This window comes from Heyndrickxia acidiproducens DSM 23148 (assembly GCF_000374345.1).
Lineage (GTDB): Bacteria > Bacillota > Bacilli > Bacillales > Bacillaceae_C > Weizmannia > Weizmannia acidiproducens.
On record NZ_KB893997.1, the window covers coordinates 1 to 13,159 of the forward strand.

General features: G+C 45.9%; 11 protein-coding genes, 1 tRNA gene and 1 pseudogene. 8 read left to right on the plus strand and 5 right to left on the minus strand.

Annotated features, from left to right (window positions below; genetic code table 11):
• Positions 1-772 (minus strand): UPF0236 family transposase-like protein (locus tag C232_RS0109500; protein ID WP_018663724.1); only part of this gene is annotated, 772 nt, incomplete at its 3' end.
• A 107-nt stretch (positions 773-879) separates the two neighbouring features.
• Between C232_RS0109500 and C232_RS18520 the strand changes: the two are divergent.
• Positions 880-1,527, plus strand: a pseudogene (locus C232_RS18520) (ABC transporter substrate-binding protein); the annotation flags it as partial.
• Positions 1,524-2,279 (plus strand): ABC transporter ATP-binding protein, encoded by a 756-nt coding sequence (locus C232_RS0109510; protein WP_018663727.1) that lies wholly within the window; start codon positions 1,524-1,526, stop codon positions 2,277-2,279. The pseudogene C232_RS18520 and the gene C232_RS0109510, both read left to right, overlap by 4 nt.
• A 163-nt stretch (positions 2,280-2,442) precedes the next feature.
• Here the strand turns inward: C232_RS0109510 and thrB are convergent, their stop codons facing one another.
• The 4 genes from thrB to C232_RS0109530 form a co-directional block, all read right to left on the minus strand.
• Positions 2,443-3,363 carry a homoserine kinase gene (gene thrB, locus C232_RS0109515; protein ID WP_018663728.1) on the minus strand — a complete coding sequence of 307 codons (921 nt, stop codon included), beginning with the start codon at positions 3,361-3,363 and terminating at the stop codon, positions 2,443-2,445.
• The gene (gene thrC, locus C232_RS0109520) at positions 3,360-4,421 is read right to left on the minus strand and encodes a threonine synthase (protein WP_018663729.1); all 1,062 of its coding nucleotides are present in this window, start codon (positions 4,419-4,421) and stop codon (positions 3,360-3,362) included. Before thrC ends, thrB begins: the two co-directional genes overlap by 4 nt.
• A gap of 3 nt (positions 4,422-4,424) precedes the next feature.
• Complete coding sequence (locus C232_RS0109525) at positions 4,425-5,720, minus strand: homoserine dehydrogenase (protein ID WP_018663730.1); 1,296 nt, start codon at positions 5,718-5,720, stop codon at positions 4,425-4,427.
• Positions 5,721-5,849: 129 nt separating this feature from the next.
• Entirely contained in the window at positions 5,850-6,629 is a 780-nt protein-coding gene (locus C232_RS0109530; RefSeq protein WP_018663732.1) for an arginase family protein, read from the minus strand.
• Positions 6,630-6,913: 284 nt separating this feature from the next.
• Between C232_RS0109530 and C232_RS0109535 the strand changes: the two genes are divergently transcribed.
• The 6 genes from C232_RS0109535 (at position 6,914) to C232_RS0109560 (ending at position 12,798) form a co-directional block, all read left to right on the plus strand.
• Entirely contained in the window at positions 6,914-8,368 is a 1,455-nt protein-coding gene (locus C232_RS0109535) for a bifunctional ADP-dependent NAD(P)H-hydrate dehydratase/NAD(P)H-hydrate epimerase (RefSeq protein ID WP_018663735.1), read from the plus strand.
• A 93-nt stretch (positions 8,369-8,461) separates the two neighbouring features.
• Positions 8,462-9,346 (plus strand): UTP--glucose-1-phosphate uridylyltransferase GalU, encoded by an 885-nt coding sequence (galU, locus tag C232_RS0109540; protein ID WP_026314552.1) that lies wholly within the window; start codon positions 8,462-8,464, stop codon positions 9,344-9,346.
• Between the two features lie 278 nt (positions 9,347-9,624).
• Positions 9,625-9,918, plus strand: coding sequence for a YhdT family protein (locus tag C232_RS0109545; RefSeq protein WP_018663739.1), 294 nt, complete (start codon positions 9,625-9,627; stop codon positions 9,916-9,918).
• Entirely contained in the window at positions 9,915-11,357 is a 1,443-nt protein-coding gene (panF, locus tag C232_RS0109550; protein WP_018663741.1) for a sodium/pantothenate symporter, read from the plus strand. Before C232_RS0109545 ends, panF begins: the two co-directional genes overlap by 4 nt.
• Positions 11,358-11,464: 107 nt before the next feature.
• A tRNA-Lys gene (locus tag C232_RS0109555) sits at positions 11,465-11,537 on the plus strand.
• 319 nt (positions 11,538-11,856) lie between these two features.
• Positions 11,857-12,798: a magnesium transporter CorA family protein gene (locus C232_RS0109560; protein WP_018663743.1), complete on the plus strand. Its 942-nt coding sequence runs from the start codon at positions 11,857-11,859 to the stop codon at positions 12,796-12,798.
• The last annotated feature ends 361 nt before the right edge of the window (positions 12,799-13,159 follow it).

Sequence of the window (13,159 nt, forward strand, 5' to 3'; positions counted from 1 at the left end):
CCGGCCCTCCGTCACTGTTAGTAATGATACGGGCTTTTTCAAGTGAATAGGTGCTGGCGGCGACAGCTTGGACTTCATCCCAGAATGTCTGGGTGGGTTCGGTTGTCATGATAACTTTTGGCTGGCGTAGAAAAACCCTTTTTCCATTGGTTCCCCACCCCTCATAAAGAATGGCATGGTGGACTTCCATATTCTGTTTCTTTTTTAACCCCCGGACGAATACGCCGTCAGCTTCGGCAAACAGGTAGTCTACCTTCTTCCCATTAGGCAGTGAGGTAGCCAATTCAAGCTCTTCTACAAGGGCCTGGTCAGATTCCACTTGGGTTTTCCCTACGCGTTTCACCATTTCCCCTACAGTTGTGTGACTGAGACTCACTGCCGTCCACTCTTTTAAAATATCAGCCGCCTCCCGATAGGTGTTCTCGCTTGCCAACTCCGCCACCTTCAATTCCACTAACGGGCTATATCTCTGGTGTGGTTCCAGCCCCAACCATTCATCCAGAGGATAATGCGAATTACCTCTCTTGTCACGCATTAATGAGCGTTTAAAGGTCACACTTCCAAACAGAAACTGAACACTTCTTCCATCACTCCGGCAGTATTCCCAGCCTTCCGCTTGTTTCTTCAGTTTAATCGTTTTATCTAACTTCTCAAATACTCCCCCAACCCATTGAGTAAAGACCCTCTGTATCAGAATTTTAACCTGTTCTTCAAATTCAATAAGATTCTTTGTATCCTTTAATAATCCAACAATTATTGATATAATATCCATGGGAAGACCTCTTTCTAAATGTATTCGCGTGCTAGCGTACATTTAAATGATAGAGTGTCTTCCCATTTTTTTCCACTTATCTGACCCTCGAGTAAAATTTTACACATACCGGATTTGCTTCTTTGAAAAAAGATCATATCACCTCGCCGAAAGATTTTGAAGGAAAACGTTACGGCGGCTGGGGAGCGCCATCAGAAGCAGCCGTGATTAAAACAGTCATGGAAAAATACGGCGCCGATTACAGCAAAGTGAAAAATATTGTACTCGGGCAGACGGATTTTTTCAAATCGATCGGCCGCGAAGCAGACTTTGAATGGATTTATTACGGCTGGGACGGCGTCCAGGCAGAGCGTAACGGGAAAAAGCTGAACATCATTATGGTAAAAGATTTGGACCCGGCACTTGATTATTACAGCCCGGTGCTGATCACAAGCGAAAAACTGGCAAAAGGCAACAAAAAGTTAATAAAGAACTTTATGACAGCGACATCGCAGGGATACGGATTTTCGATTAAACATCCGGATGAGGCAGCAAATATTTTTATCAAAAATGTACCGGACACGAATAAAGGCTTAGTACGGGCAAGCCAGAAGTGGTTAAGCACCAAATACCAGGATGATGCAAAAGAGTGGGGGGTACAGAAGGAAGAAGTGTGGAGCAGATATATGAATTTCCTTTACAAACATAAAGTCATTAAGAAAAAAATTGACATCAAAGCTGCTTATACAAATGAATTTCTTCCCGGCCAAAAATGACATACTTGCAGATTGAAGCAATTTCGAAAAATTTTAGCTCGAAAACGATCCTGTCCAATATTGATGTTGCCATTGAAGAAGGGGAATTTGCCGCATTTGTCGGCCCGAGCGGCTGCGGAAAAAGCACGCTGCTCAACATCATTGCCGGCATCGAAAAAGCAGACGGCGGAAGTGTGAAAGTTGCCGGAAAACCGATCACAGGCCAAGACGTTATCAGCTTTATGCCACAGCAGGATTTGCTGTTGCCGTGGCGGACCGCCCTGAAGAATATTGTCCTTCCGCTTGAAATCAAAGGGATGAGGAAACGGGAGCGCGAGGCGGCCGGCATGGATGTGCTGCGCCAGTTTGGGTTGGATGAATATGCAAATTATTATCCATCATCACTATCCGGCGGCATGCGGCAGCGGATCAGTTTCTTAAGGACCTATTTATGCCAGAAGCCGCTGATGCTCCTGGATGAACCGTTTGGCAAACTGGATGCCTTTACGAAGATGGATGTCCATCGCTGGCTCCTCGAATCGTGGGAAAAAGGCGAGCAAACGATTTTGATGGTAACCCATGATCTTGATGAGGCAATCTTATTATCCGATCGTGTATTTGTCATGTCCCGGCAGCCCTCCACGATCATTCATGAACTAAAGGTGAATCTGCCGCGGCCGCGCAAGTTGGACATGCTGACCTCAGAGGAACTGAAACAGGATAAAGATGAACTGCTAAGAGAACTTGCTTCATTTTTGGGGCAGGTTAGATAAGAATCGGTGTACTTGCCGGTTCTTTTTTGGTTGAAGGAGGCAGGATAAAAATACGGGCTTCCTGAACAGGCAGATAAAATGAAAGATTGATTCAGTATGGCCAGCGCCATTCATTTGCAAAAAAGGTTTGGTACCCGTAAAAAGGAGCACCAAAACCTTTTCATCATGAATTAAGCTTGTTATAGGCAGCGGGATTTACTGTGACCGTTCCCGTTCGGTCAATTTGCGCCGGCTCCACTGATAGAAAAGGAAACTGTTCCTGCAATGTGGCTGCCATTGCTTCCGCTTGCCCGGATGGCACGAGTGAAATGATCGTCGGGCCGGCGCCGCTGATTACGGTGCCGTATGCGCCAAGGGATTTTGCCAGCCGCCGGATCTCCAAAAATTGCGGAATCAATTGGATGCGGTATGGTTCGTGGAAACGGTCCTGTTCCATTATGTTGCCGGCCAGTTCATACTGGCCGCTGAGCAGGGCGGCGACCAACAGATTGCTTGTCGCGCTGCCGCTCACCGCTTCTTGCCGCGAATAGGAATCCGGGAGCACTTTGCGCGCGTCTTCCGTTTTTAACTCATCATCCGGGATAAACAACAACAGGTCTGCCATCAATCCGGAAAAAGGAACGACTTCAAAATGCCCGTTTCCATTTTCGGCAGATACGATCAGCCCGCCGAACAGTGAAGCCGCCACATTATCGGGATGTCCCTCGATGCGTGAAGCGATATCAAGCTTTTCCTGTGCGGAAAGGACGAGATTCCCGGCATAACTGGCGAGCTCGATGCCGGCAACGACTGCCGAGGCACTGCTCCCAAGCCCGCGGGCGAGCGGGATCCCGCTGTCGACCACTACTCTGCACGGAGATAATTCCGCATGATATTGATCCGCAACCTGGCGCGCAATTTTTAAAATAAACGGATCTTCCTCCGTTGGCAGCGGCGGCAAAAGCGGGGAAATTTGTTCAAAAACCCAATTTTCATGATCATACACTTCGAGCGTTAAATATCGGTTGAGTGCCATTCCGACAGAATCAAACCCGGGTCCGAGATTTGCTGTGCTTGCGGGTACACGAATGCTGATCCTGCTCATACGTGGATCACATTGGAAATATAGTCTGCGACCACATCCTCATTGTTCGGCAGCACTACAGGGTCGGCATTGACCTGGGATATGGCGGTTTGCGGATCTTTTAACCCGTTTCCTGTTAATACGGCCACCACTTTGCTGCCTTTTTGAATCTGGCCGGATTGGACTTGCTTGATCACACCTGCGATTGAAGCACAGGATCCGGGTTCGGCAAAAATCCCTTCATTACGGGCAAGCAGCTGGAAAGCCTCCAAAATTTGCGGGTCAGAAACAGAATCGATGGCACCATGTGATTCGTCACGGGCTGCAACTGCCAATTTCCAGCTCGCAGGATTTCCGATCCGGATTGCGGTCGCCACCGTTTCCGGGTTTTCAAATACACGGTTTTGGACAATTGCCGCTGCACCTTCCGCTTCAAAGCCGTGCATTTCCGGCAGGCCGCTCCCAAATTTCTCGTTGAATTCTTTAAATCCCTTCCAGTAGGCGCTGATGTTGCCGGCGTTGCCCACAGGGATGGCAAGCACATCCGGCGCGGCGCCGAGCTGTTCACAAATTTCGAATGCCGCCGTTTTTTGCCCTTCCAATCGGTAGGGGTTAACGGAATTGACAAGCGTTACGGCTTCTTTTTTGCTTACATTGCGGACAATCTTTAAAGCCTGGTCAAAATTGCCTTCAATCTCCACGATTTCCGCGCCGTACATCATCGCCTGCGCAAGTTTTCCAAGCGCGATTTTTCCGCTTGGGATGACAATAACTGCGCGGATGCCGGCTTTTGCTGCATAAGCAGCTGCAGAAGCGGAAGTGTTTCCGGTTGATGCGCAAATAACTGAGCGGCTGCCGTTTTCAATGGCTTTCGCGACGGCCATCACCATGCCGCGGTCTTTAAAGGAACCGGTTGGATTGGCGCCCTCCAATTTACCGTAGAGCTCGATCCCCAGTTTTCCGGATAAGCGCTGGAAATGGACAAGCGGTGTATTTCCTTCTTGTAACGTAAGAGCGGGTGTTTTATCTGTTACGGGTAATAATGCTTCATATTTTTTTAATAGTCCTGGCCAGTTCATGTTTTATGCCTCTCCTTCAACGCGATAGTAGCTGTTCACTTCTTTGACAACGGGCATTTCATTTAATTGCAGCAGCGCTTTTTGAAAACGGTCCAGTGAAACCTGATGGGTGACGATGATAATTTCTGCGAGTTCGTCCCTTTTATCCGGTGTTTGCAAAATCCGTTTAAAACTGATATTTAAAGCGCTGAATGCGGCAGTGATTTTTGAAAAAGCGCCGACCTGGTCCTTTAAGTGGAGGCGGATATAGTATTGGCCGAACCGCTGATCCAGTGGTTTCAGCTTTCCTTCAAACCGCGGCCCCTTTAAACTGCAGCCGTTCACGCCAAGCTGCATGTTTTTAATAGCAGCGACAACATCGCTTACGACAGCTGTTGCAGTTGGCATGCTGCCGGCTCCGGGGCCGTAAAACATCGCTTCGCCAATCGCTTCCCCGTTGACATAAACGGCATTGAATTCATTTTTAACAGAAGCAAGCGGGTGGCTTTTTGCTACAAAAGCCGGCTGTACGCTGACTTCAATTTGTTCATTCTGGCACTGTGCCATGCCGATCAGTTTCATCGTGTAGCCGAGTGTTTTGCCGTAATGCAGATCTTCCGGTAATAGATTCGTAATCCCTTCAACCTCGACATCTTCGAGTTTCACATTCGTATAGAAAGCGAGCCTTGCCAAAATGGCCATTTTCCTGGCTGCGTCAAGGCCGGCAACGTCTGCGGTCGGGTCAGCTTCGGCGAAACCAAGTTCCTGTGCGTCTTTCAGGGCTTCCTCGTACGAAACGCCGTTTTCCATCATCTTTGTCAAAATATAATTCGTCGTACCGTTGACAATCCCCATTACTTTTTGGATGCGGTCAGACACAAAACCATCCGTCAGTCCCCTCAGAATCGGGATGCCGCCGCCGACACTCGCTTCATAAAGCAGGTCGCAATGGTTTTTCCAGGCAATCTCCTGGATTTCCGGCCCGTATAGAGCAATTAAGTCTTTGTTTGCGGTCACGACATTTTTTTTGTTTTCTAAAGCTTTTATAATATATTGGCGGGTTTTATCTACGCCGCCCATCACTTCCACAACCACATCAATTTCCGGGTCATTCAGTATGTCATCCGGATTTACGGTGACAGAGGCGGGATCCATTTGCACATCGCGTTCTTTTTCAATATCACGAACCAATACGCGTTTTACCTTTACTTTACATCCCAGTTGATGGACAAGTTCTTCCTGATGTTGCCGGATCAGTTTGACAACCCCGGAGCCAACTGTTCCTAAGCCAAGCAGCCCGATTGAAATGTCCATTTTCATATGATCACACCTCTTTGTGTATTTTTAGAGAAAACAAATGTCTTTGTATAGTAGACATTAAAACATGTTTAAAGAGGAAGATCAAGACTTTCTTTTTAAAAAAGACCGAAAATTTTCTGATCGGGAAGCTTAAGCCCCGACCATATGATGCCGGGCAGCATTCAAACAGGTTGATAATATTTCTGTGTTCATGGCATCATTTTTACGGATGGCTTCCCTGATACGGGGCATAAATTGTTCTGCCGGGGACATCCGGGTTTCCCCGCAGATATCGACGCCAAAAACACGTTTTGCGCTGATCAGTGAAGCAAGATAAGACAGCAAAACAGACTTGTCCATGATCCCCTGGTCCCAATTGGTTGCAGCGAACCGGGGAGCAAGCACGTCTTTATCAATACTGATGTAAATGGTTTCGGTATGGATGGCGGATAAAACCAGTTTGAGATCAACACCATGCTGTGCGCTAAACGGAAAGATACTGGCAGATGGCGTCCGGGGGAGCGGTTCTTTGATGGCCGTTGGTCCGACGATGATCACTTTTTCAAGCAGGGGATTCTGCTGAAGGGCAAATGATACCCATGAACCGCAGGAGAGCATTTGATTTTCACAATCTTTTCCCATGTCGGGATGGTTGTCAAACAGCACAAGGCTGAATGGTTCTGCGGCTTCCTGAAGCAAAAGCAATGTGACATAGTGGTAATTGCCGCTGCCAAGAAATGTGATGCCCCGTTTTCTGCGTTTTTGCAGGCCGGTTTGGATTTGGCGGAGGGCTGCATCTTCGCAAAATAGATTACTGTGGGGCAGATGCCTCAGATTGATCGGTTCATGTGGAATGGATTGAAGCTTTTCCTGTTCGTCATACGTTTCATCAAATTCTAAAATCGCTACACCTTTATGCAATAACCCCATCTTTTGTCATCTCCTTAATAGAAATATAGAGCGGCTATCAGCATGTCATTGTGTTGACGAAATATTTAATTTTTAGTAAGTCTATCATAACATACAGATAGGCAGGCGAGATTTGTTTTTTTTAAAAAAGCAAATCTTTCATTTTTTATTTCTTTCTTTTCTCCCACGTAAAAAGTTGGAGGGATACGAAAAATCAAACGTCCCTTAAGCATGAATCCGGAAATTCATGCCAAGATGAGGAATGCATGTTAAAATAAGGATATCAGGGTGGAGGTGTGTATGGAATGTACATCTATACAAGCGAGCAAATCAAAGAGGCAGACCAATTGGCTGAAACGCTTGGAATGGAGACCTTTGCATTGATGGAAAATGCGGGGAGCGGACTGTACCGGCAACTTGCGCCGCTGCTTGGCAAACAGGATAAGGTTGCCATACTGTCAGGAAAAGGAAACAACGGGGGTGACGGGATTGTCCTCGCCCGCTATTTAAAGCAGAACGGATACGATGCAGAGCTGATCTTTCCTTTAGGGCTTCCAAAAACAAAAGTGGCTGCCCGCCATTTTTCCTACTATAAAGCCTGCGGATTTAAAGAAAGCCCTTTCCTGAGGGAACGCTCATACGACTGGGTGGTGGACGGCTTGCTCGGCGTTGGGGCCAAGCTTCCGTTAAGAGAGGATTTGCAGGCCGTTGTAAAGTGGATCAACAGCCGGAAAGCAAAAGTGGTGGCGATTGATGTGCCAACCGGTGTGGCCAGTGACACAGGAGAAGCTGATCCAAACGCAGTAAAAGCCGGGTACACCTTTTCACTTCACGGGTTTAAACCATCAGGCTTTTTATATCCATCTTCCTTCTATTTTGGGAAAAAGCGGGCTATTGACATCGGGCTGCCACAAACAGGAAAATGGAAAGTGTGGACAAAACAGGATGTGGCCCGCACCTTGCCGAAACGCGCGGGGAATGTCCATAAAGGCACGTTTGGGACAGGACTGCTGGCTGCCGGCAGCGATAACATGCCGGGAAGCGCGGCACTGGCAGCAATCGGCGCGATTCGCATGGGGATCGGGAAATTGTCTGCTTATACAACAAACGGGGCCAAAAATGTGATTGCCGGAATGGTTCCGGAAGCCACTTATATGGAAAGAGACTTTTCAAATCCGGCCCAGTGCTTTCAGCAAAAATATGCCGGGATCGCAATTGGCCCGGGCCTTGAACCGGATGAAGAATTGGAGGCTTTTATCTCGCAGGCATTGGAATTGGACGTTCCGGTCGTACTGGATGCCGGGGCGCTTGGAAACAGGACGTACCCAATCCGGAAGGCGCCGGTCATTTTAACGCCGCATCCCGGAGAATTTTCGAGAATGACCGGGATACCTGCGGAAAAAATTGCCGAAAACCGGATCCAGCTGGCTTCACGGTTTGCAAAAGAGCAGCAGGTGGTAATTGTATTAAAGGGACAATACACGGTCATCGCATTTCCTGACGGCAGCGGTGTTATCAATCCGACCGGGAATGGCAGCCTCGCAAAGGGCGGCAGCGGGGACACGCTCACCGGCATGCTGCTCGCAGCTGTATGCACCCATGAAGATATGAAAGCGGCCGTTGCCAATACCGTCTATATCCACGGTGCCTGTGCGGATGCGTGGGTCAGGGAAAACGGATCCGGCACACTGGCGGCACATGAGTTTTCACAGCTGCTGCCGAAAGTCATGCACGAATTTGAAGGCCAGGAAACAATTTGACTTGCTGTTTTCGAAGATTCCCTATACATTGGTGAAAAGAGATTGCGCATTTTTGGTTGAAGTTTTAGAGATAAAAAATGGAAGGTGAAGATGATGCAAAAAATTAAAAAAGCAATTATCCCGGCAGCCGGGCTGGGAACAAGATTTTTGCCGGCAACGAAGGCCATGCCAAAAGAAATGCTCCCGATTGTGGATAAACCGACAATCCAATACATTGTGGAGGAAGCCATTGATTCCGGCATTGAGGATATTATTATCGTAACCGGTAAAGGAAAGCGTTCCATAGAGGATCACTTTGACCACGCGTTTGAATTAGAGGCCAATTTGATTGCAAAAGAAAAATTTGATCTTTTGGAAAAGGTGCGCCAGCCTGCTGAAGTGGATATTCACTATATCCGCCAAAAAGAGCCAAAAGGTTTGGGGCATGCCATTTGGTGCGCCCGCAAATTTATCGGCGATGAGCCATTTGCTGTTTTGCTCGGCGATGATATTATCCAGGCAGAACCGCCGTGTTTAAAACAAATGATTAACGTGTTTGATGATGTCCAATCCAGTGTCATTGCGGTTATGGAAGTGCCGAAAGATGAAACAAACCGTTACGGCATTATCGACCCGCTCGAACAGAACGGCCGCATATATGATGTAAGGGGTTTTGTCGAAAAGCCGAAAGTCGAAGAAGCGCCGTCAAATGTCGCCATTATCGGCCGCTATATTTTAACGCCGGAAATCTTTAATTTTCTTGAACTCCAACAGACGGGTTCCGGCGGGGAAATACAATTAACCGATGCGATTGAAAAATTAAACGGCATCCAAAAAGTGTTTGCATATGCTTATGAAGGCAAACGCTATGATGTTGGCGAAAAATTCGGTTTCATCAAATCAACAATCGAAATGGCATTGACAAGGGACGACTTGCGTGATGAAATGATCCAATATCTTGAATCATTACATAAAAGATATCATAATAATCTGATTTAAAATAGATAAAACGGCAAAAAAACCGATTGTATGGCAAGCATGCACCTTCTAATTAGCAGCAGGAAAATCAAGGCACTGCGCTAAATGAAGGTGCCTTTTTTCACTGGCGGCAGCCATTTTTCAAAAGCAGTGAAAAAGTGGATATTTCATTACAATTGAAAAAATCCCCCACAAGTTTTAAGATAAAGGCAGCCAATTTAGCTAAAAGAATCATCCGGAAAGTTGCAGAATGAAAACGCTGTACAAAGCCAAAAATATATAAGAAAGGAAAACGTACTTTGAAAAAACAAGTAGAAACAGAGGATAAAAGATTTAAAGTGGCACACAGGGAAGCACTGATCGGTATCGGGCTTGTCATTTTTAACTTTTTATGGTGGTATGGGTTTGCTTACGGTTTCGGATCAAAGCCTGTTAAATCCTATCACTATGTTTTTGGAATGCCGGCATGGTTCTTCTACAGTTGTATTGCCGGGTACATTGTTGTCGTTATCCTTGTCATTATTCTTGTAAAATTCTTTTTTCATGATATCCCTTTTGAAGAGGAAGAAGACGAAAAGGGGGATCAACCATGAATTGGCCAGTCATTACGCCGCTGCTGATTTTTTTGGCGGTTATTTTCGCAGTCGGATTTTGGGCAAATCAATATGTTGTAAAATCGCAATCATTTGTAGAGGAATATTTTTTAGGTGAGCGCCAATTAGGCGGCTTTATTTTGGCGATGACAATGGTTGCCACATATGGGAGTGCCAGCAGCTTTATCGGCGGCCCGGGTGTTGCCTATACAAAGGGGCTGGGCTGGGTGCTGCTCGCGATGGCACAGCTTTCAACAGGTTATTTTGTCCTGATGGTACTTGGAAAAAAATTTGCGATTATGGCGCGCAAATACAAGGCGGTTACGCTGATTGACTTTTTGAAAGAACGATACCAAAGCAAAGCCGTTGTCCTTGTGTCTGCTGCCAGCATCATTATTTTTCTGTTTTCTTCGATGACGGCGCAATGGATCGGCGGCGCAAGGCTGATTGAATCTTTAACAGGTTTGAACTATACGGCGTCGCTTTTCATTTTTGCAGCATCGGTCACATTATTCGTCATTGTCGGGGGATTCCGGGCCGTAGCGGTCACGGACGCGGTACAGGGAGTTGTGATGTTTGCCGGCACACTCATCCTTCTGATTGCAACCATAAAAGCCGGCGGGGGCATGGGCCATATAATGTCAAACCTTTCCGCACAAAATCCGAATCTGATTACCCCGTTTGGTGCAGCCCATGAATTGACACCGGCTTATGTCTCGTCTTTCTGGATTTTAGTCGGCATCGGCGTTGTCGGCCTGCCTCAGATTACGGTGCGCGCGATGTCATATAAAGATTCAAAAGCGATGCACCGGGCAATCATTATTGGTACCATTGTCGTCGGCTTCATCATGTTCGGCATGCACTTCATCGGCGTAATGGCGCGGGCAGTGATGCCGGGAGTGGAAATACCGGATACCGTGATGCCGCTGCTGTCGATGAAAGTACTGCCGCCATTTATGGCCGGAATTGTGCTGGCCGCACCAATGGCGGCAATCATGTCAACCGTGGACGCGCTCCTGATTTTGGTCAGTTCCGCGCTTGTGAAAGATGTTTATTTGAATTATTTTAAAAAGGATGCCTCAATCCGCCATATCAAAGCAGTGAGTTTCAGCGTGACCGCGGTAATGGGGATTCTCGTAGTCCTGCTGTCGCTGAGCCCGCCGGATTTAATTATCTGGCTGAACTTATTTTCATTCGGTGGCCTGGAGTCCGTTTTTATTTGGCCGATCGTTTTCGGGCTTTATTGGAAAACCGGCAACAAATACGGCGCTGTCACGTCCATGTTTCTCGGAATGGGTTCATATATTCTGTTTGACCGGTTCGATCCGAATCCTTTCGGCATGCATACGGTCGTATTGCCGATTGTGATTTCATTTGCCGGTTTTATTGCCGCCAGTTTGCTATTCCGTAAAAAGTCTGCAACATCGATTGAAGTTTAGGATGCGAATTGCAGATAAATGAAACAAGATTTCGTCCCGTTGATGATTAAAGAAAAAAGTTCTTGCCTGCTTCAAGAGATTGTGGTAATATAGTTAATGTCATCAACGGGACATTAGCTCAGTTGGGAGAGCAGCTGACTCTTAATCAGCGGGTCGTGGGTTCGAACCCCTCATGTCCCATATTTTGAAAAAGCAATATCATGCGTGATTTGCAGCATGTATTGCTTTTTTGTTTTTAACAAAGAAATGAACAATCCGGCATATTCACGCATATTATATTATGGTATAATATAATGGTTGCCAAAAAGCCTGAAAAATCATGATACAAAACAAAGAAGGAGATGATAACTAATGGATTCTGACGCGCATCCGAGGTCGACCATGAAACATATGCAAGAGGAAGTCTTCATACTGACCTCACGATATTCTATAGGTTATCAATCTCTGGAAGAGTAAAGTATGCATGAGCTTCCTCTCAAATTGAGGAGGAGGTGGCTGCATGTTAAATATATATTTAACGGATGAAAGCGGCAAACTGCAAGAAACCGGTACCTTGACAAAAGGCTGCTGGGTGAATTTAGTAAACCCGACCGAAGAAGAAATGAACCGGGTTGTGAATGAAACCAATATACCACTTGATTTTATAAAAGACCCTTTGGATGATGACGAACGTTCCCGGATTGAAAAAGAAGACGACGATGTCCTGATCATTGTCGGTGTTCCGGTGAAGATGAAAGAAGACGTCGATTCCGCATTATATGACACGATTCCTCTGGGGATCATTGTCACACCTTTCTATTTTATTACCGTCTGCCTTCAGGATAATCCAATTATTGGAAAGTTTATCCATAAGAAAGTGCGCGGCTTTTACTCCTACATGAAAACAAGGTTTACCCTGCAACTTCTTTATGAAATCGCAAGCTATTATTTAAATTATTTAAAGTATATTGATCGCAGAACGAGTTTAATTGAACGCGAACTGCATGAATCGATGAGAAACGAAGAACTTTTTGAACTGCTGAGCCTGGAAAAAACGCTTGTTTATTTCACGACTTCGCTGAAAGCCAACAAAATTGTCATGGAAAAAATGACAAGGCAGCATTTCCTGAAAGTGTATGAAGATGATATTGATCTGCTGGAAGATGTCATGATTGAAGTCAAACAGGCGATCGAAATGTGTGAAGTCCACAGCAATATTTTAAGCGGGATGATGGATGCATACGCTTCTGTTATTTCCAATAATGTGAACCGGGTCATGAAATTTTTGACAACCTGTACGATCATTCTTTCCCTGCCGACCATGGTTTCGAGCTTCTTTGGCATGAATCTGCACGGCCTGCCATGGGAAGCGAGCGCGCACGGATTCTGGATGGCGATCCTCGTCTCGGCCGTTTTATCCACGGTTACGGCAATTATCTTTTGGAAGAAAAAGTATTTCTGAAACAACCTGGTGTAACAGAGATGATTTCATTAACCAGTGGAATCATCTCTTTTTCGAATCATATATCGGGAAAAGACGAAAAATGGCGAAACCACCTGAATCTGAACAGCATCCGGATTTGTATTGGAATAACTGTAAAATGCCAGGAAGCTTGTTCCCGTTTGTGAAGATGCATCGATCACAAGCCGGATTTTGCACATCAAAACATCCAATAAAATCAATAATTATGCAGAAATTAATGTAAGCACTTACATTATGGAAATGATAAAAATATCTATTTTATACGAGATCAGAAAAGAAGGCAATATCAATTAAAAAATAATTATAAATTTTTTATTCATTCGTCAATAATTTGACACAG

Bases quoted from the DNA above. Each gene is read 5' to 3' on its own strand.
- C232_RS0109510 (WP_018663727.1), top strand. From the start codon at position 1,524: ATGACATACTTGCAGATTGAAGCAATTTCGAAAAATTTTAGCTCGAAA.
- thrB (WP_018663728.1), bottom strand. From the start codon at position 3,363: ATGAGCAGGATCAGCATTCGTGTACCCGCAAGCACAGCAAATCTCGGA.
- thrC (WP_018663729.1), bottom strand. From the start codon at position 4,421: ATGAACTGGCCAGGACTATTAAAAAAATATGAAGCATTATTACCCGTA.
- C232_RS0109525 (WP_018663730.1), bottom strand. From the start codon at position 5,720: ATGAAAATGGACATTTCAATCGGGCTGCTTGGCTTAGGAACAGTTGGC.
- C232_RS0109530 (WP_018663732.1), bottom strand. From the start codon at position 6,629: ATGGGGTTATTGCATAAAGGTGTAGCGATTTTAGAATTTGATGAAACG.
- C232_RS0109535 (WP_018663735.1), top strand. From the start codon at position 6,914: ATGTACATCTATACAAGCGAGCAAATCAAAGAGGCAGACCAATTGGCT.
- galU (WP_026314552.1), top strand. From the start codon at position 8,462: ATGCAAAAAATTAAAAAAGCAATTATCCCGGCAGCCGGGCTGGGAACA.
- panF (WP_018663741.1), top strand. From the start codon at position 9,915: ATGAATTGGCCAGTCATTACGCCGCTGCTGATTTTTTTGGCGGTTATT.
- C232_RS0109560 (WP_018663743.1), top strand. From the start codon at position 11,857: ATGTTAAATATATATTTAACGGATGAAAGCGGCAAACTGCAAGAAACC.